General features: G+C 58.1%; 15 protein-coding genes. 13 read left to right on the top strand and 2 right to left on the bottom strand.

The window, feature by feature from the left end; all coding sequences use genetic code 11:
* The first annotated feature begins 195 nt into the window (after window positions 1–195).
* Both AB1772_11480 and AB1772_11475 read left to right on the top strand, forming a co-directional pair.
* Window positions 196–1,884 (top strand): NAD(P)-binding protein, encoded by a 1,689-nt coding sequence (locus AB1772_11480; GenBank protein ID MEW5796967.1) that lies wholly within the window; start codon window positions 196–198, stop codon window positions 1,882–1,884.
* Between the two features lie 53 nt (window positions 1,885–1,937).
* Window positions 1,938–2,255 (top strand): TusE/DsrC/DsvC family sulfur relay protein, encoded by a 318-nt coding sequence (locus AB1772_11475; GenBank protein MEW5796966.1) that lies wholly within the window; start codon window positions 1,938–1,940, stop codon window positions 2,253–2,255.
* Window positions 2,256–3,064: 809 nt separating this feature from the next.
* Here the strand turns inward: AB1772_11475 and AB1772_11470 are convergent.
* Together AB1772_11470 and AB1772_11465 are read right to left on the bottom strand one after the other, a co-directional pair.
* A complete protein-coding gene (locus AB1772_11470) occupies window positions 3,065–3,760 on the bottom strand; it encodes a class I SAM-dependent methyltransferase (GenBank protein ID MEW5796965.1) in 696 nt (231 codons plus the stop codon).
* A gap of 157 nt (window positions 3,761–3,917) precedes the next feature.
* On the bottom strand, window positions 3,918–5,864 hold the full coding sequence (locus AB1772_11465; GenBank protein ID MEW5796964.1) for a hypothetical protein: 1,947 nt from the start codon (window positions 5,862–5,864) through the stop codon (window positions 3,918–3,920).
* A gap of 498 nt (window positions 5,865–6,362) precedes the next feature.
* Here AB1772_11465 and AB1772_11460 point away from each other — a divergent pair, with 498 nt between their 5' ends.
* From AB1772_11460 to hemB, 11 genes are all read left to right on the top strand, one after another.
* Entirely contained in the window at window positions 6,363–6,920 is a 558-nt protein-coding gene (locus AB1772_11460) for an RsbRD N-terminal domain-containing protein (protein ID MEW5796963.1), read from the top strand.
* Between the two features lie 12 nt (window positions 6,921–6,932).
* Complete coding sequence (gene dsrM, locus AB1772_11455) at window positions 6,933–7,928, top strand: sulfate reduction electron transfer complex DsrMKJOP subunit DsrM (protein ID MEW5796962.1); 996 nt, start codon at window positions 6,933–6,935, stop codon at window positions 7,926–7,928.
* 33 nt (window positions 7,929–7,961) lie between these two features.
* Window positions 7,962–9,563 carry a sulfate reduction electron transfer complex DsrMKJOP subunit DsrK gene (gene dsrK / locus AB1772_11450; protein MEW5796961.1) on the top strand — a complete coding sequence of 534 codons (1,602 nt, stop codon included), beginning with the start codon at window positions 7,962–7,964 and terminating at the stop codon, window positions 9,561–9,563.
* Window positions 9,556–9,942, top strand: a complete 387-nt coding sequence (gene dsrJ, locus AB1772_11445; protein MEW5796960.1) for a sulfate reduction electron transfer complex DsrMKJOP subunit DsrJ — start codon at window positions 9,556–9,558, stop codon at window positions 9,940–9,942. Before dsrK ends, dsrJ begins: the two co-directional genes overlap by 8 nt.
* Complete coding sequence (gene dsrO, locus AB1772_11440) at window positions 9,939–10,745, top strand: sulfate reduction electron transfer complex DsrMKJOP subunit DsrO (GenBank protein MEW5796959.1); 807 nt, start codon at window positions 9,939–9,941, stop codon at window positions 10,743–10,745. Before dsrJ ends, dsrO begins: the two co-directional genes overlap by 4 nt.
* Before the next feature lie 8 nt (window positions 10,746–10,753).
* Window positions 10,754–11,908, top strand: a complete 1,155-nt coding sequence (dsrP, locus tag AB1772_11435; protein ID MEW5796958.1) for a sulfate reduction electron transfer complex DsrMKJOP subunit DsrP — start codon at window positions 10,754–10,756, stop codon at window positions 11,906–11,908.
* Window positions 11,909–12,014: 106 nt separating this feature from the next.
* Window positions 12,015–13,691 (top strand): FAD-dependent oxidoreductase, encoded by a 1,677-nt coding sequence (locus tag AB1772_11430; GenBank protein ID MEW5796957.1) that lies wholly within the window; start codon window positions 12,015–12,017, stop codon window positions 13,689–13,691.
* Window positions 13,692–13,716: 25 nt separating this feature from the next.
* Window positions 13,717–14,943, top strand: coding sequence for a glutamyl-tRNA reductase (gene hemA / locus AB1772_11425; protein ID MEW5796956.1), 1,227 nt, complete (start codon window positions 13,717–13,719; stop codon window positions 14,941–14,943).
* Window positions 14,944–14,961: 18 nt separating this feature from the next.
* The gene (locus AB1772_11420) at window positions 14,962–15,651 is read left to right on the top strand and encodes a bifunctional precorrin-2 dehydrogenase/sirohydrochlorin ferrochelatase (GenBank protein MEW5796955.1); all 690 of its coding nucleotides are present in this window, start codon (window positions 14,962–14,964) and stop codon (window positions 15,649–15,651) included.
* Between the two features lie 22 nt (window positions 15,652–15,673).
* Window positions 15,674–17,230 (top strand): uroporphyrinogen-III C-methyltransferase, encoded by a 1,557-nt coding sequence (gene cobA / locus AB1772_11415; GenBank protein ID MEW5796954.1) that lies wholly within the window; start codon window positions 15,674–15,676, stop codon window positions 17,228–17,230.
* Window positions 17,227–18,231: a porphobilinogen synthase gene (gene hemB / locus AB1772_11410; protein MEW5796953.1), complete on the top strand. Its 1,005-nt coding sequence runs from the start codon at window positions 17,227–17,229 to the stop codon at window positions 18,229–18,231. Before cobA ends, hemB begins: the two co-directional genes overlap by 4 nt.
* Window positions 18,232–18,645: the final 414 nt, after the last annotated feature.

Here is an 18,645-nt window from a genome sequence, read left to right as displayed (position 1 = left end):
CTGGGCCGGCGCGTTCGTGGCCAGGGCCTTATCCCACCACCGGGCCAGAACACAAAGCGAGAATACAGACGATGCCGGTTGTCTAGTTCAATCCACCGGCCAGGCTGCACACCAAACAACCAAGACAAGTGAACGAATTGATGCGGCCGTACATGTGCCGGCATCCGCTCGGTAGCATAGATTAGGAATGTCAACATGCCCAAGATAGTCAAGAAGCAGAAGATGGGGCTCAGGAGCCTGAGGAGCGCCGGGGGCGGATCGGCGGTGGAAACGTCGCCGTATCGGCCAAGGTACACGGAGAAAATGCCGCCGTGCATCGACGGCTGTCCCAACCACAACAAAATCCGCGAGATGATCATGACCATCTCGCTCGCCGAGAAGCATGAGAAGCCGTTGGATAAAGCGCTCGAGGAAGCTTTCTACATCTTCATGGAAACCTCGCCGTTTCCGTCGGTGTGCGGGCGGGTTTGCCCACACCCGTGCGAGGGGGTATGCAATCGCAACTCGAAGGACGGCCCGGTCGGTGTCAACAAGCTGGAACGGTATATCGGTGACTACGGTCTGGATAATAATCTGAAACCGCGCAAGCTGACCGAGACGATGCGTGCGGAAAAAATTGCGGTGGTTGGCTCGGGGCCGGCCGGAATGTCGTGCGCTTATCATCTGGCGCGGCGCGGGTACCCGGTGACCGTATTCGAGGCGTTTCCCAAGTCGGGAGGCATGCTTAGGTACGGCATACCCGACTATCGCCTTCCGGCAGCGGTTCTCGATGCGGAGATGCAGCGCATACTCGATATGGGTGTGGAGCTGAGGCTCAATACCGCAGTGGGCAAAGAAATCACCATGGATCAGATCCGCGGCGAATACAAGGCGACCTTTGTCGGTATCGGTGCGCACACGGGACTGAAGCTGCGGATCAAGGGCGAAGAAGCCGACAACGTCTTTACCGGCACCGATTTTCTTCATCGGGTGAATGCCGGCGAAACGGTCGAGGTGGGCCACAAGGTTGTTGTGATCGGCGGCGGTGACACGGCTATCGACGCCGCCCGGGTGGCGCGCCGTTTGGGCGCCGAGGCGATCCTTCTGTATCGCCGCACTCGTACCGAGATGCCGGCGATCAAAGAGGAGATCGAAGGCGCTGAGCAGGAGGGAGTGCGGATCGATCTGCTGGCCGCGCCGATTGAAATATACACCCAGAACGGTCGCGCCAAAGGTATGAAGTGCCAGCGGATGCAGCTCGGCGAACCGGATTCATCGGGGCGCCGTCGCCCCGTGCCGATCGAGGGGGATACCTACGATCTGGAGTTCACGACCCTGATCGCCGCGATCAGCCAGGAGCCGGATTTCAAGGGCCTGGAGCATCTGATCGAGGGCAAGGACTGGATCAAAGTCGACGACCAATACCGGACGAAAGATGACGCCGTCTATTCAGGCGGCGACGACATAAACCTGGGCTTAGTCGTCGATGCCATCGCTCACGGACGTATTGCCGCCATGGCGATACATGAGATGATCACGGGCGAACCGGTGACCCGGCATGACTCCGAGATGGCGAAGATCACCTCAGATAAGATGATGCTTGACTGGTACGAGGGGGCCGAGCGGGTCAAGGCGACAGAGATGCCGGTAGCGGAGCGACTGAACAGTCTGACTGCGGAAATCACGAGCACGTTGTCCCAGGAAGAGGCGGTCAGGGAGTCGCGCCGCTGCATGAGTTGCGGCATCTGTTTCGACTGCGGCAATTGCTGGAGCTACTGCCAGGATAACGCGGTCATCAAGCCGCTTATCAAGGGTGAGAAGTATGCGTTCAAGCTGGAGTTCTGCAACGGGTGCAAGAAGTGCGCGGAGAATTGTCCGTGCGGTTACATCGAGATGTATCTGTAACCTGATGAATACAAGGATAATCTGGTAACATATTAAGTGTGTGAGGAAAGAACATGCCGACTTTTGAACATGGTACGATCAAGATCAGCGTGGACGAGGACGGTTTCATGGAGGATCCCACTGCGTGGAACGAGGAAGTCGCCAAGGCGCTCGCTACCACCGAGGGTGTGACCGACATGACCGAGGATCACTGGAAACTCGTGAACTACCTTCGCGATTACTATCTCAAATTCGGGATCGCTCCGATGATCCGGAAACTGTGCAAAGAGACGGGGTTCCCGCTCAAGCGGGTCTACGAACTGTTCCCGTCGGGGCCGGCCAAGGGAGCCTGCAAGGTGGCGGGCCTCGCCAAGCCGACCGGCTGTGTGTGAGGTTGGGTTTTTTGCATACGACCGGAGAGACCGCCGTCTCTCCGGTTTTTTTTGTGAGTGTGTATGAGTGTTGCTCCAGTTGGCGCGCGAGGACGTACGCCAACCACTTCTCTGATCGATCGGCAAGGTTTCATCCCTGCCGTCGGTGAGTTCTCGTAGGACAGAACCCCTGGACCGCGCGCGGCGGCACGCGGTCGGCGGTTCTGCCGTCTTCAGGATTGGTTCAAAGGCATGAATGGCAGGAACTCTGGACATGAGTAATCGTCACAAGATCCCACCCGTTGGGTGGGGTACCGGTGGGTTTGGTTCAAACCGGTAGCCCACAGCTTGCTGTGGGTTTTTCGCTTTTGAACGAATGCTCATTGCCGTGCGCTGCAGACGTCCTCGTCTGCCCGTGTATCGAATCCGGTAGCCCACAGCTTACTGTGGGATGGAAATTGCCCTCGCGAAAAGAGCGATGTCGGGTTTCTCGCACGAATGGTCAATGCTCGGAACCCGACCTAACCGGTAGCCCACAGCTTGCTGTGGGTTTTTCGCTTTTGAACGAATGCTCATTGCCGTGCGCTGCAGACGTCCTCGTCTGCCCGTGTATCGAATCCGGTAGTCCACAGCTTACTGTGGGATGGAAATTGCCCTCGCGAAAAGAGCGATGTCGGGTTTCTCGCACGAATGGTCAATGCTCGGAACCCGACCTACATGCTTGCACGAAACCCAACTGTCAAAACCACGTCTCACGCTAACGTGTTCAACTCAGGGGTTTTGACCTACATTGTTCACGTACGTCTGGTTGGCGCCGAAGCGATTCGGTCCTATCCATGCTCCGGAAAGCGAGGAATTCTTATCTCGCAAAACAGGCTGGAAGAGTCCACCTCGGAAATAGTAGTGTCCAGACCGAGATCGACAGTGAGGCGCCTGAAATCATCCGCGGTGACAGTCGTAGCGGTAAAGCCGTCCTTGCATACAATCACGCCGTTGCCGGTCTTCTCGTAATCGATCTCACCCAGCAAACCTCGTTGCGCCTGCAGCTCGAACCACTGCAGGCGTGGAATCCAGAACGTGTCAGTATAGCTCGAGAAAAGCACGAGTCCGCCCGGTTTGGTCACACGCAGGCTCTCTGCAATCAGGCGGCGTTGATCGATGTGGAAGGCGGATATGCCGTTCTGCATGCAGATGACCACATCGAACTGATGGTCAGCATAGCCCAGGTCGGCGGCGTCCATGCAGGCGAGGCGGACGTTATCGCGGCCGGCGAGATAGATCTGTGCAAGGTGTAGACTCGCGAGCGACGTATCAATGCCGTGCACTTCGGCCGCTTTGCCGGCCAATGGCAGCATGACACGGCCGTAGCCGCAGCCCAGCTCAAGCATAGTGTCACTCGGATTCACCCTGCTCAGCACGTGTCGGATTTCAGCGTCGAGGTATTGTCTCACGCGAGGGGGCGCGATCTCATATACCTGGCGCAGTCGTTCGGCGGAGAGTTGGTCGTCGTAGTAAGGGAATGACACTTTGAAAACACAACAAATGGGCTTGTTGCTCCTATGTAACTGTACTGCCGCGAGCCGGCAGATGAGGGCATCTGCCGGGCACGAATCCTGAAAGTCGAATGTCGGGTTTCTTTCGCAGTTCGCTACGCTCACTGCTCCGGAAGCCGACCTACGAGGCTCAGGAGTCCGGATCGCCGGACGACGTGTCAACGCGCGGCGCGAGAATCGAATCAAGCCAATGCGTTCGGCCGTCAATCGGTTCCAGTTTGAGATAGCGAGGGCCGCCATCATACCTGATCGTGTACTCGCGCAGGATCTCGCCACGCTGTGTCAGCAGCCTGAGTTCGCCCGTGGTAACCGCGTCGCTGATCGCTTTCTCGAATCGTTCGAAACTAAACGTCTTGCCATTGACACCGATTATACTCATGCCCGTCACCAGGCCGGCTTTGTCCGCGGGACTGCCGGGAACGATCTGATCAACTTGCGCCAGGTAATCAGTTATCGTGAGTCCCAGGGATGCATCGTAGATGTGCGCCCCGTTCGCGCCTTCCGTTTCTGCCAGGACCTGCGGCTTCTCGTCAGTATAGTTGATCTGATAACCGGAGGCAGCAAGCGCAGTATGATTGAGCGTATCACTCAGCTTATCGATCCGGTTAGTGATGAGCGAATCCCAACTGAAAGCCGCGAGCGCATTGAGCGTGGACACGATTTCCTTCCGGTCGAAAGAAGCGGCGTTGCGGCTTCCTGGTCCAAGGAACGAACGGCAGTAGGTGTCAAGAGATGCTTCGCCATTGGTCAGCTCTCGAAGGCGGCAGTCGATTTCCAGCCAGAGCATCGCGCCTTCCTCGTAGTAGTCGGCGCCGCGTCGAAGCAGTGCCCAGCTTCGAGAGTTGTGCCAGAAGGTGGGTGTGGAGACGGCGACATCTCGCAGCGATCGCCAGTTACGGCCCGATGTGTTGATGAGATTGGTCCATTCGAGCGCCTGTTCCTGTTTGTATCGCTGGGGTGAAACCAGTCCGGAGCGTACGGCGAGGATATTCCCGAGATACTCATCAAGCCCTTCGTACACCCAGAGCAAATCCAATTGCAGGGGGGTATGGAAATCAGGCACGGCCATACCGCGCGGCGATCGGTATTTGCCGACCCACGCGTGGGCGAACTCGTGGGGCAGCAGCCACTGAAACCAGAAATCCGACTGGCCCGATCCGTACAGCGCCGCGGTCGAGGAGGAGTTGTAGCTCGACGTGCGATGCTCTATCCCGTAGGTCATGATGGAATCACTGACGGCGATAAGAAAGCGATAGTCTCGGAACGGCGTCTTGCCGAAAAGAGCCTCGGTCTCGGCGATCAGCGACTGCCATTTCACCTGCGCCGATCCAGCAAAAGCGGAATCGGCATGCCGAAGAAGCATCTCGTCGTCGACAACGACATGAAACGAGTAACGGGCCATGGACGTTGGCGCAAGATCGTACGAATTCATATGCAGACCGCAAATCACGGGACAATCGAGCAGTTCCTCGTAGCTCACGTGCTGGAAGACGACAGTGTCACGGTTGATGTGATCCACAGGTAAGGCAGTGGCGAACCGCCACGTGTTGGGTAGGATCAGAATTGGATGGACGAGTATCCCGGCGACCGGTTCGCCCTCGGGATAAACGGTGACGGCGTTCCAGTTGATGACGCCGAAGGTGGCGCGGCCTTCGCAATCGCTCGCCCACGACATCGTAGTCGGCTGCGAACAGATGTAGGTCATGTCCACGCGTAGTTTCTGGCGGGCGTTCGACTTTGTGACAAAACGGTACTGGTCGGACCAGTCACGCTCCCAGGCGACCGGGTTGTTGGACTGATCGCGGACGACAAAGCCGGCGACGTTTTCGATCGGCCCGCCCGGCGTGTGGCAGCCGGGTACCCATTTGGGATAGAGCAGGGGCACGGACCCGCGTCCGGCTTCCAGCTCTGTAGTGCTGTACAGGAGCTTGCGCGGGAGTTCGCGCGCATCGACCGTGACTCGCAGAGCGGTACCGGCCCGGCCCGAGTCAGGGAGGATAGCAACCATTAGCAGTAGTAAAGCAGTGACTCTCGCCGGGCTCGCCACTCTGGCTTGGGTCAGATTGTCACGGAACATCGCACCTCCTGTGATTGCGAAGCGGCCATCATGTCCTGTCGAGCGAATATACCGGTACGTGTGATGACGAGCAATTTCGAGATGACCACAATGTCCAAAACAGCCCCTCGTCCGGAACTGCCTGCCGTCTCTGGCGTCTGATCCGGTTCGGGGACTATCAGCAGAGATTGACACAGAAAGACCCCTTCTTTGGTCCTTGCTCATTTAAGAACTTGCTCAAAAATGGCCCCGGTCATTCGGACGAGAGACTTAGCCGAAAAGGCCGCAGCGTCCGTTCCTGTCGTTCTATTTGTTTCACCGTATGATCTTGACTTACAACGAGATAACTCGGTTTAATCCGTCCGTAAAAAAAGACCAGGAAACCGCCGAAAAACTGAAAAGAACTCTTGAAGATGAGACCGGAATTGGTTATTATGAATTCGAAGACTTTGTGAAAATCTTAACGAGCGGCCGACCCTGGGCGTATCGCGATGGCGCCCCGGTCGGCCAGGATCGAAGATGAACCCGGCTGAACTGTTCCACGACAAGCGCGACCTCTTGGTCGAGCGCTGGTTCAACGCAGTCGCTGAAACCTATCCGGCTGATACTGCCCGCTTTCTTCGCGACAATGCCGATCAGTTCCACAATCCGGTAGGTCACACCTTGCGGCGCTGCCTGCCGGTCTTGTTCGATGCCCTCACGAATCGGACAGGCGAGGGCGAGCTGTCCGGTGCGGTGGCCGAAATCGTCCGCATTCGCGCAGTTCAATGCAGCGCGCCGTCGCAGGCGGCGGCGTTCGTTTACTTGATCAAAAACGTTGTTCGGGCGGAGTTTGACAGCCGGTCGATCGATCCCGAAACGGTCGCGCTGATTCTGGAATTCGAATCAAAGGTCGACAGCCTCGCGCTGACTGTATTCGACGAATACATGCAGTGTCGTGAGAAGATCTGTGACATAAGGGTGCAGCAGGCGAGGCAGCGGTCCGCCATGCTGGTCGATCAAATCAACAGACGCCAGAGCGCCGACAATGTCAGGGGTTTTGATATCAATGGAAAGAGTCAGGCAGGCAACATATAGAGGAGTTGGCGGATGGGTGTGATGTTCTCCCTTCTGGCCGTAATAGTGATGATTATCCTCGCCTCGGCGGGAGCGGGGCTGATCGGCTGGCAGTATCTGTTCGCCGTGGTGCTGCCGTACCTGGCGATGGCGACGTTCCTCATCGGAGTAGCCTATCGCGTAGTAAAGTGGGCGCGTTCGGCGGTGCCGTTCCGGATTCCAACAACCTGCGGGCAACAGAAGTCGCACTCGTGGATCAAGAACAACCCGCTGGAAAGCCCGCACAATGTGTGGGGCGTGCTGGGCAGGATGGCCATGGAAGTGCTGTTCTTCCGTTCGCTCTTTCGCAACACTCGCGTCAAAGTGACCGAGGGTCCGCGTGTGCTGTATTCGCCGGACAAGTGGCTGTGGGCGATGGGGCTCGCCTTTCACTGGTCCTTCCTGATCATCTTCCTGCGCCACTTCAAGTACTTCGCTGAGCCGGTACCCGCGTGGGTGACGATGCTGCAGGAGCTTGATGGTTTCTTCCAGGTCGGCCTGCCGATTATCCTGGCGACTAACATAGTCATTGTCGTGTCAGTCACGTTTCTGCTCGTGCGGCGGTTGGTCGATCCCAAGCTGCGCTATATCTCGCTGCCGGCCGATTACTTCCCGCTGTTTCTGCTGCTCGGTATAGTGTTGTCGGGAATCCTGATGCGCTACTTCACAAAGACTGATCTTGTCGGCATCAAAGCTCTCGGCACCGGGCTGCTCAGCTTCAATCCGGTGGTGCCGGAGGGGGTCAGCCTGGTCTTTTTCGTCCACCTGTTCCTGGTGAGCGTGCTGCTGGCCTACTTCCCGTTCAGCAAGCTGATGCATTTCGCCGGAGTGTTTATGAGTCCCACTCGCAACCTGGCGAACAACAATCGCATAAGGCGGCATGTAAATCCCTGGAACTACCCGGTGAAGGTGCATACCTATGAGGAATACGAGGACGAGTTTCGCGAGCTGATGAAAACGGCCGGGCTTCCGGTGGAAAAGGAACAGTGAGTTATGTCTGAAGCGCTGAAAAAACCGGAAGAGATGGCGCGGGTACAGTTCCAGCCGCGTCAGACCGGGTGGATGGACCCGGCAGTTGAGTTCCGCAAGGGGACCTGGAACTACGCCGCCGTGCCGGATACACTCAAGTACCTCGATCTGCCGAACCCACGCAGATGGTCACCGCCCGACGAGGACTGGCATCTGCCTGACAACTGGCAGGAGATCATATACGAGGGTCTGCGTGACCGCCTGAAGAAGTATCGCTCGCTGCAGATCTTCATGGATATCTGTGTGCGCTGCGGCGCCTGCGCCGATAAGTGCCACTATTTCATAGGTTCGGGCGATCCCAAGAACATGCCGGTGCTCAGAGCGGAACTGCTTCGGTCGGTCTATCGCGAGAATTTCACGGCGTTCGGTAAAGTACTGGGCAAGATCGGCGGCGGCCGCAAGCTGAGCAGGCAGCTTATCAAAGAATGGTTCTTTTACTTCTTCCAGTGTACCGAATGCCGGCGCTGCTCGGTGTTCTGCCCCTACGGAATCGACACGGCCGAAATCACCATGATGGGGCGCGAGCTGCTGAACTCGCTGGGCGTAAGCATCGAGTGGGTCAACACGCCGCTGGCCAACTGCTACCGCACAGGCAACCATCTCGGCATTCAGCCACACGGTTTTGCCGACAGTATCCAGTTCGCGGTCGACGAACTCGAGGAGATAACTGGCGTGCGGGTAAACACGCCGATAAACCGTAAGGGTGCGGAAGTCCTGTTCGTGGCGCCGTCGGCGGACTATTTTGCCTCGCCGCACTACTATACGCTGTTGGGGTACCTGCTGCTCTTTCACGCTACCGGAATCGACTATACCTGGAGCTCGTATGCGTCGGAGGGCGGCAATTTCGGCCTGTTTCATTCGTCGGAAATGATGAAACGGCTGAACTCCAAGATATACATGGAGGCGAAACGGCTGGGCGTGAAGTTTATCATCGGCGGCGAGTGCGGCCACATGTGGCGGGTGCTTCATCAGTATATGGATACGATGAACGGCCCCGCCGACTTTCTCGAGGTTCCAGTCTCTCCGATCACCGGTACACGGTTTGAGAACGCGCGGTCCACCAAAATGATCCACATCAGCGAGTTTACCTCGGATCTGATCTATCATAGTAAACTGAGGCTCGACCCCAGCCGGAACGACCATTGGCGCACCACCTATCACGATTCCTGCAATCCGGCGCGCGCCATGGGGCTGCTCGAAGAGCCGCGCTACATTATCAAGAATGTCTGCCGTAACTTTGTCGAAATGCCGGAGAACACCATTCGCGAGCAGACCTTCTGCTGCGGTTCCGGGTCCGGGCTCGGCACCGACGAAAACATGGAGATGCGCCTTCGCGGCGGCCTTCCAAGGGCCAACGCGGTCAAATACGTGAAAGAGCACAACGATGTGAACATCCTGCTGTGCATGTGCGCGATTGACAAGGCCACCCTGCCGCCGCTCTTGCAGTACTGGGTGCCGGATGTGGAGGTCGGCGGTGTGCACGAGATGGTCGGCAACGCGCTGATACTCGACGGCGAACCGGTGCGCAAGACCGACCTGAGAGGTACGCCGTACCCCGAGGTTGTCGAAGTCGGAAAGGAGGGCGCTCATGCATAACGGCGGTAAGATTGTCATTGGGCTGATCGGGTTCCTGGTGCTGATCACGTTCCCAATCTGGTACAATGTCGCCAACGACCGCGCGGGCTACTCGCCCGAAATCGAAAAGGCGGTGCGCGGCGAAAACTGCGTGCGGGATAGTGCCTGGATGCGGCCGTTTCACATGGACCTGCTGAATGAATGGCGCGATCGGGTGGTGCGCCAGGGCGAACGGTTCGAGGTCGGCGCTGACGGTGTCACGTACGAACGCAGCCTCTCGGCTACCTGCCTGAGCTGCCATGAGAACAAAGATAAGTTCTGCGACCGGTGTCACGACTATCTTGGTGTCGACCCGTATTGCTGGGATTGTCATGTCGCTCCGAAGGAGTTGGGACGATGAGTGTGGAGAGACGGAAGTTCTTGAAGCTGGCCGGTCTGACGGCGATCGGTGTGGCCGGTGGTCTGTCGGCAAAAGCGCTGGCGCAAGAGGCGGGGCTGGTCGACACCGCTGCGGCGACTGTCGGCGATACGGCCGAAACGCCTAGCAGTCCCCTGCGGGCCAAACGCTGGGCGATGGTCATAGATGTCAAGAAGTGCCGCGAAGCCGGAAACTGTACCGAATGCCAGAAGGCCTGCCATCTGGTGCACAATGTCCCGGAGTTCGACAATCCCAAAGACGAAGTCAAGTGGATTTGGAGAGAACCGTTCGGGAACGCCTTCCATGATCAGGAGCACGAACACCTGCCGGAGGACGTCAAGCATACCATGACGCCCGTGCTCTGCAATCATTGCGATAACCCGCCCTGCGTGCGGGTCTGTCCGACCCAGGCAACCTGGAAGCGGGAGCAGGACGGTATAGTCATGATGGACTGGCACCGGTGTATCGGCTGCCGCTACTGCGTGGCGGCCTGCCCGTACGGATCGCGGAGTTTCAACTGGCGCGATCCGCGGCCGCACATCAAAAAGATTCAGGCTGACTTTCCCACGCGCACTCGCGGCGTGGTGGAAAAGTGCACGTTCTGCGAGGAGCGCCTGGTGCGCGGCCAACTGCCGGCGTGTGTGACCGCGTGCAAGGCGGGGGCGATGAAGATCGGCGATCTCGAAGATCCCGACTCGGAAGTTCGCAAGCTGCTGGCCGAGCGGTTTTCGGTTCGACGCAAGCCGGCCCTCGGTACTCAACCCGAAGTCTACTACGTGCTGTGAGGTAGGATATGCTGGAACATGCCCTGCGCGGCGATAAACGGTACTGGTCATGGGTCATAGCCCTGATGGCGGTGATGGGCGCCGGTGTTCTGTTCTATCTCCGCCAGTACAACGTGGGTCTGGGGATTACCGGGCTGGGGCGCGATATCACCTGGGGCTTCTATATCGCCCAGTTCACGTTCATGGTCGGGGTGGCGGCGTCGGCGGTGATGGTCGTCCTGCCGTATTACCTTCACAATTACAAGGCCTTCGGCAAGATCACCATCCTTGGCGAGTTCGTGGCGATCGGCTCGGTGATTGTCTGCATGACCTTCATTTTCGTAGACATGGGCCAGCCGTTTCGGATCGTGAACGTGTTTCTCTATCCGACACCGCATTCAATGATGTTCTGGGACACGGTGGCGCTGGGCGGATACCTGGTTCTTAACATTATTATCAGCCATGTCACGCTCGGAGCCGAGCGCAAGAGTATCGCCCCGCCCACGTGGATCAAGCCGATCATTATTTTGTCCATCCCCTGGGCGATCAGCATCCACACGGTGACCGCGTTTCTTTACGCCGGCCTGGCGGCCCGCCCGTTCTGGATGACCGCAATACTGGCGCCGCGCTTTCTGGCGTCGGCGTTTTCGGCCGGCCCGGCACTGCTGATCCTGGTCTGCTTTATACTGCGCAGGTTTACAAAATTCGATGCCGGTCGCGAACCGATTCAGAAAGTGGCGCAGATCGTCACCTACGCTATGGCCGTCAACTTATTTTTCGTGGGAATGGAGTTCTTCACGGTGCTTTACAGCAATATCCCGGAGCACATGTCGCACTTTCAGTACCTGTTTCTGGGCCTCGAAGGAGCCGACAATCTGGTGCCGTGGATGTGGGTTTCGGTGATACTTGGAATCGTGTCACTGGGTATGCTGACTGTACCAGAGACCCGTCAGAATGATCAGACCCTGATTCTCGCCTGTGTGATGCTCTTCGTCTCGCTTTGGATTGATAAGGGCCTGGGGCTGATCATCGCCGGGTTTATCCCCAACCCGTTGCACCACGTAGTGGACTACGTGCCGACCATACCGGAGCTGGGTATTTCCTTCGCGATCTACGCGATGGGGCTGCTGATCATAACGGGCCTGTACAAGATAGCGCTTTCGGTAAGAAAGCAGTTGGGATGAGCGGCATGAGTAATGGCTGACCGGCGCAAGCGCCGCCGAGTCGGCGAGATACTGACACCAGGGACCGGGGTCGCCAGTCTTGCGACCCCGTAACTGTGGGTGATGAATGGATAGATCGGATGTAGTCATAGTCGGCGGCGTGGCGTGCGGCCCGAAAACCGGAGCCGTGCTGGCCCGGCGTCTGCCCGGCACGAGGATTACTCTGTTCCAGAAGGAGGAACATCTCTCGTACGCCACCTGCGGTCTGCCGTATTTCGCCTCCGGTGACGTAGGCGCGCTCGATCAGTTGATGGCGACCTCGTACGGGGTCAAACGCGATGCCGAGTTCTTTAGAATCACGAAGGGCATTAGTGTCGTAACAGGCGCGGAGGTGATTGCGGTCGATCGCGAGAGTAAAATCATCACCGCCAGATATCTGTCTACAGGCGAAACCGTTCAGCACGCATACGGTAAGCTGGTGCTTGCTACCGGAGCCGTGCCCAGGAAGCCGCCGTTTTCGGTGCCCAGGAGCGAGCGGATCTGTTCGTTCACAAGACCGTCCGATGCAACCGCTTTCCGCGGCCTAGCCGAGCAGGGCGAGATCGAGACGGCGCTCATAGTCGGCGGCGGGTTTATCGGCTGCGAGATGGCCGAGGCGACCGGCGGGCTCTGGGGCATTCACGCCACCATGATCGAAAAAGAAGCGCAGGTGTTGCCGTATGTTCTGGATGCCGAGATGGCGGCAATGGTCGAGCGCGAACTGGATCGCCATGGTACCCCCGTGCGCACGGAGACTAACGTGCGTGATACCAAACTCGATATCGACGGGTGCCCTGTGGTAACTCTGGCCGGCGGCGAGAGCATGACAGTCGATTACGTGCTGCTCTGCCTTGGGGTGACACCCAATGTCGATCTCGCCGCCTCATGCGGTCTCGATATCGGCAGTACCGGCGGAATTGTCGTGAATTCCCGGATGCAAACATCCGATCCGAATATCTATGCCGGCGGCGACTGCGTGGAATCGCGGCATCAGATCACGGGCCAACCGATGTATCTGCCGATGGGATCGCTGGCCAATCGGCAGGGACGCGTTATTGCTGAAAATCTTGCCGGCAGCGAGAGTCGTTTTTCCGGCGTAGTCGGAACATCTCTGGTCAAGGTTTTCGACATGAATGTCGGCGCGGTCGGCCTGACCGAGAAGGCGGCGCGCGATGCCGGACTTCGGATCGATTCGGTTTGGGGGAGTTTCGCTGACAAGCCGGACTACTATCCCGAGAGTCAAACGTTTGTATTGAAGATGGTATATGAGCGTGGGAGCGGCCGGCTACTCGGACTTCAGGCGGTTGGCGCGGGCGATATATGCCGCCGCATCGATGTCTTCTCATCGTTTCTCCGAAGTCGCGCCACTGTCGACGACCTGCTTGATTTCGAACACGGCTACGCCCCGCCGTACGCCGAGGCGCTCGACCCGCTGCATCATCTCGCCGCGATGGCACAGGCGCAGGGCCGCGGAGTCGTGTTTCTGAATCCTAACGACAATCAGCAGGTGCCCGGCGGAGACTCCGTGTTGCTGGATGTTCGTGAACCCGCCGAGTTCGCGGACGAGCCTTTCCCCGGCAGCGGGAATGTCATCAACATCCCGTTAGGTGATCTGCGTCGGCGGGCCGATGAGATCGACCGTACGAAGAGAGTCGTGGTCATGTGCAAGCGGGGTCCGCGCGCGTATCAGGCGGCGCTAATCTTGAAAGCGACGGGTTTCGACGATCTTGGAGTTCTCGCCGGCGGGTTGCAGGCGCTGATATGACCACTTGTACAACAGTCGTGAGTATATGAGCAGCGAAGAAGTCAGAGTGATGAGCCCCTTGAGCAAACGGCTCGCAGTGTGTGGCGTGACTCATGTGACCGCCACTCTGGCCGAACGTGAACCGCTGCAGATCAGTGGAGAAGAACTTGCTCATGCCAACACCGTGCTGGCGTCGATACCCCACGTGACCGAGTCGACAATCGTGTCCACCTGCAACCGAATCGAGTTCTATCTCGTGCTCAGGCGTGACCAGGAACCCATTGATGTTGTCGAGGAGTTTTACCGTCGATTCAGGGGGGTCGATTTGGAGCCGAACAGAAGCCTTTTTGAGACACGCAAGTCCACTCATGCCGCCGAACACTTGTTTCGCGTGGCGGCGGGAATGAACTCCATGGTAGTCGGTGAGACTCAGATACTGGGGCAGTTAAAAGACGCCTATGCATCGGCGTGCGCGGTCAAATCGGCCGGTAAAGTGATCCATCGACTCTTTCACCAGGCTTTTCGGGTCGGCAAGCAGGTGCGGTCTGATACTGAGCTCGGCAAGGGTGCCTGCTCAGTAAGCTCAGCAGCGGTCGAACTTCTTAAGTCGAAGATCTCGCTTCACGAGCGACCGGTCATTCTGTTTGTGGGCGTCAACCAGATGGTCAAACTCGCCGCCGCTCGCTGTGGCCGGATTCATCATTCGACATTTCTGTTTGCCAACCGGACAGTGGATAAAGCCGTGGAATTCGCGCGACACTTCGAGGCCGCAGGGTTTGGATTGCAGCGTCTGCCGGAGCTGCTGGTTCGAGCTGATGTGGTAATCACCTGTACGTCGTCTCCAAAGCCAATTATCACGCGCAACATGATCGAATTCGCAGCCGTGCATCGCGGCCACCGAAAGCTGATGGTAATGGACCTCGCCATCCCGCGCGATGTGGATTATCCCAGGGGCGAGCGAACGAATGTTCTTGTTCTCGACCTCGAAGACATTAGGACATTCGTGCGCGATCAGCAGGCCAGGCGTACCGAGTCATTTCCCCAGGCGGAGGAGATAATCAGGCAGAAGCTTGACGAATACAACTACTGGTGGCGGCATGTGCGCGAAGAGCCGCTTTACAACGGACACGGCGACGAGATCGGCTCGATTGTTGATTCCGAGCTGTCATCTGTTATAGGCGACTGCCCTCCGGAATTGAGGGAACAGCTCAATTTGGTTGCGCGCCGCATTGCCGAGCGCGTGGCGCGCACGTCCGGCGGCAGCGCACTGTAATAGAGAATAGGAGACAAGATGACATATAACTATATGCCCATATCGATCGCTCTCACGGGGCGGCCCACACTGGTGGTCGGCGGCGGCCAGGTAGCACTCAGAAAGATCGGGACGCTGCTGGACTACGGCTGCGAGATCACGGTGGTCGCACCGGAGGTGGCGGACAAGATTCAGTATTTCGCCGATTCCGGCCGTATAACACTGCACAAACGCAAGTATGAATCTCCCGAAGCGGGCGGCTACCGCCTGGTCATTTCCGCCTGCGACGAAACGGCGGCCAATCGCCAGGTAAGCGACGATTGCCGCAAGGCGGGCGTTCTGGTCAACGTGGTCGACCAACCGGCACTGTGCGACTTTATCTTTCCGGCAGTGATCAGGCGCGACTGCCTGACGGCGGCCGTATCCACCGACGGCAAAGCGCCGTTCATGGCAGGGCACCTGAGATTGATCCTCGAGGATATCTTCCCGTCACACTGGAACAAACTCATGCCGCTGGCGGTACGATTTCGCAAAATTGTGCAGGAGCGGTGGAAGAACGACCTTCATCAGAAGACCGTTTGCTTCGCGCAGTTTCTCGAGGCCGACTGGAAAAGCCTGCTTAAGGAGAAGAACCCTGGCGCTATCGACGCCGAGCTCGAGATGATGCTTCACCCGCGCGCCGAGAAGCCGGCCGGCGTTATGCCGATCGAGGAACCATCGGAGTCGTAGCCTCGCCACCTGGTTGGTGATTATGTCATCGAGTTGGCACAATACCGGAACGGTTTACCTGGTTGGCGCGGGGCCGGGCGATCCGGACCTCATCACGGTCAAAGGCACGCAACTGTTGCGTAGCTGCGACGTAGTCGTGTATGACAATCTCGTGCCGGATGAGTTGCTCGTCGGACTGCCCTCAAGTGTGGAGCGCATCTATGTCGGTAAGATGGTTTCCGATCACTCGTTGCCCCAGGATGAGATTAATCGATTGCTGGTTGTTCTAGCGAGTCAGGGCAAGACCGTCGTGAGACTGAAGGGAGGCGACCCGTTTGTGTTTGGGCGTGGCGGCGAGGAGGCGCAGTATCTGGCGGAACAGGGCGTGCCGTTTGAAATTGTGCCCGGCGTTACGGCGGGGATAGGCGGTCCGGCACTGGCAGGTATTCCGGTCACCGACCGTCGGTATGCTTCATCGGTCACGTTGCTCACCGGTCACGGAAGCGATAACGACAAATGCACGTCCGTGGCATTGGAGGCGCTTGCTGCTGTTAGCGGCACGCTGGTAATCTATATGGGCGTGGCGGAGCTGGAGCAGAATGTTGCGCGATTACTTGAGAGCGGCATGTCACCAGATACACCGTCGGCGGCAATCGAGCGGGCAACGCTCCCCACGCAGCGCGTTATCACCGCGCCACTCGGCGAACTGCCGAGCCGTACGCGGGAACAGAACCTCAAACCGCCGGTGTTATTTGTAGTCGGTGAAGTTGTCAAACTAAGAGAGATCTTATATCCACGCCGGATGGAGCCACTGCACGGTCTTCGAGTGATGGTCTGTCGTCCGGCCGACCAGGCCGAGTGGGTGTACCGGACGCTGCGCGACCTGGGCGCGGAGGTGCTGGCTTATCCCACCATTGCAACCGAAGCGTATCATGATCAGGCGACTTGGGAGCGAATTGGGTCTCTGTCATCGTCCAAGCGCTGGCTCGTTTTCACGAGCGAGAACGGCGTGCGATATTTTATGCACCAGTGGCGGGAGGGCGCTCTCGATATACGCGGGCTCGGCGAATACAAAATAGCCGCGGTGGGCTTCGGTACGGCGCGGGCGCTGGAGGAATTCATGCTGAGGCCCGACTTCGTTCCCACCAGAGCAACCACTGCCGAACTGGCAATGCAGATGAGCAAGAAGATCGATCTGGATGGCGCCACAGTCGTGCGCGTGCGCGGCAACCTGGGTGACGAACGTATCCAACGTGCTCTTGGGCAGGCCGGCGCGACAGTGATACCGGCGCAGGTGTACTCGACTGTCACTCATATATGGCCGGCTCACTTGAAGGAGAAGCTGTTCGCTCATCCGCCCGATGTCATCATGTTCACGAGCGGATCGACAGTGGATGGGCTCGTTGCCAATCTGACGCCGGATGAACTTGTGCGACTCACGAACGGGTCATGTGTAGTTTCGATTGGGCCGTCGACTTCGGACGTGATCGGAAAACAAGGCATCACTGTGAGTCTGGAGGCGGCCACCCATTCGATACCGGACTTGATCGACGCGCTCGTGTCTCACCACAAAGCCAATCCGATCTGGAGGGCTGGATGAGCTTTCCGCAGAACCGTCCTCGCCGTCTGCGTCGCACCGCCGCCATGCGCAAGCTGGTGCAGGAGACGCGGCTGCACCCGGCGGATTTCATCTATCCGCTGTTTGTCAGCGAACTGGTAGACAGGCCCCGGCCGATCAAGTCGATGCCGGGCATATCTAATCTGCCGATATTTGCAGTGGCGGGTGCGGCGCGCCAGGCGTACGATCTTGGTATCCAGTGTGTACTGTTGTTTGGCACGCCCGCGAAGAAAGATGCTACCGGTTCGGAGTCGCTCAAGAAAGATGGCGTGGTACAAAGGGCTGTGCGGGAGATAAAGTCAGCCGTGCCGGATATTCTGGTTGCTACCGATGTGTGCCTGTGCGAATACACTGATCATGGCCATTGCGGCATTATTCGTGACGGCGATGTCGACAACGATGCCACGCTCGATGTATTGGCGCTGCAGGCGCTTAGCCATGCCGAGGCGGGCGCGGATATCGTGGCGCCATCGGATATGATGGACGGCCGCGTGAAAGCAATTCGACAGGCTCTTGACGCCAACGGCCTCACGCAAACGGTGATCATGTCTTACGCCGCGAAATACTGCTCGGTGTTCTACGGGCCGTTCCGTGAGGCGGTCGATTCGGCGCCTAAATTCGGTGACCGCAAGACGTACCAGATGGACCCGCCGAATGCGCGGGAGGCGCTGCGAGAGATCGACATGGACATTGCAGAAGGTGCAGATATCGTCATGGTCAAGCCGGCGCTGGCGTATCTTGATATCATCAGGCAGGCGCGCCATCGCTTTGACGTACCATTGGCCGCCTACAACGTGAGCGGCGAGTTTGCGATGGTGAAACAAGCGGCGGCATCGGGAATCGCCGACGAGAAGCGTTTGACTCTCGAAATCCTCACCTCAATCAAGCGCGCCGGTGCGGATATAATCATCACGTATCACGCGCTGGACGCGGCGAGATGGCTGAGGGACGGAGCCAACAGTAGGTCGGGTTCCGAGGAGTGACCGACGGAGTCGAGCGCGACGAGAAACCCGGCACGTGATGAACACAGAAGAAAGAATGTCGGGTTTCTTGGTCCTTCGCTGCGCTCAGGACCGGCGGAACCCGACCTACGAAGCCTTGTAGGTCGAAACCCCTGCGGTTTCGACATTCTTGTCTTGCATCGATCATGTCAAAACCACGCCTCACGCCTGCGGCGCTCGACTCAGGGGTTTTGACCTACAGCTATGAAAACTCCGCAGATGAGGTCATCTGCCGGGCACGATTCTGAATCCTGTCCGAACTTGTACCCCACCCAACGGGTGGGACTCTTCAACACGAGCATCGCTGCCGTTGCGTCAAACCCACCTGTTAGGTGGGGTACGGATGGTGGATTCCCCGGGCAAGCTGGAGATAGACAATTGATTGTTGTCAGGTGC

The organism is Candidatus Zixiibacteriota bacterium (genome assembly GCA_040752815.1).
Lineage (GTDB): Bacteria > Zixibacteria > MSB-5A5 > GN15 > FEB-12 > JAGGTI01.
The sequence above is the reverse complement of the archived record's forward strand: the minus strand, read 5'-3'. Positions and strand labels throughout refer to the sequence as shown.

Coding starts and splice junctions, on each gene's coding strand:
- AB1772_11420 (MEW5796955.1), top strand. CDS start 14,962: ATGACATATAACTATATGCCCATATCGATCGCTCTCACGGGGCGGCCC.
- dsrO (MEW5796959.1), top strand. CDS start 9,939: ATGAGTGTGGAGAGACGGAAGTTCTTGAAGCTGGCCGGTCTGACGGCG.
- AB1772_11475 (MEW5796966.1), top strand. CDS start 1,938: ATGCCGACTTTTGAACATGGTACGATCAAGATCAGCGTGGACGAGGAC.
- dsrK (MEW5796961.1), top strand. CDS start 7,962: ATGGCGCGGGTACAGTTCCAGCCGCGTCAGACCGGGTGGATGGACCCG.
- AB1772_11465 (MEW5796964.1), bottom strand. CDS start 5,864: ATGTTCCGTGACAATCTGACCCAAGCCAGAGTGGCGAGCCCGGCGAGA.
- dsrJ (MEW5796960.1), top strand. CDS start 9,556: ATGCATAACGGCGGTAAGATTGTCATTGGGCTGATCGGGTTCCTGGTG.
- cobA (MEW5796954.1), top strand. CDS start 15,674: ATGTCATCGAGTTGGCACAATACCGGAACGGTTTACCTGGTTGGCGCG.
- hemB (MEW5796953.1), top strand. CDS start 17,227: ATGAGCTTTCCGCAGAACCGTCCTCGCCGTCTGCGTCGCACCGCCGCC.
- dsrP (MEW5796958.1), top strand. CDS start 10,754: ATGCTGGAACATGCCCTGCGCGGCGATAAACGGTACTGGTCATGGGTC.
- dsrM (MEW5796962.1), top strand. CDS start 6,933: ATGGGTGTGATGTTCTCCCTTCTGGCCGTAATAGTGATGATTATCCTC.
- AB1772_11480 (MEW5796967.1), top strand. CDS start 196: ATGCCCAAGATAGTCAAGAAGCAGAAGATGGGGCTCAGGAGCCTGAGG.
- AB1772_11430 (MEW5796957.1), top strand. CDS start 12,015: ATGGATAGATCGGATGTAGTCATAGTCGGCGGCGTGGCGTGCGGCCCG.
- AB1772_11460 (MEW5796963.1), top strand. CDS start 6,363: ATGAACCCGGCTGAACTGTTCCACGACAAGCGCGACCTCTTGGTCGAG.
- hemA (MEW5796956.1), top strand. CDS start 13,717: ATGAGCAGCGAAGAAGTCAGAGTGATGAGCCCCTTGAGCAAACGGCTC.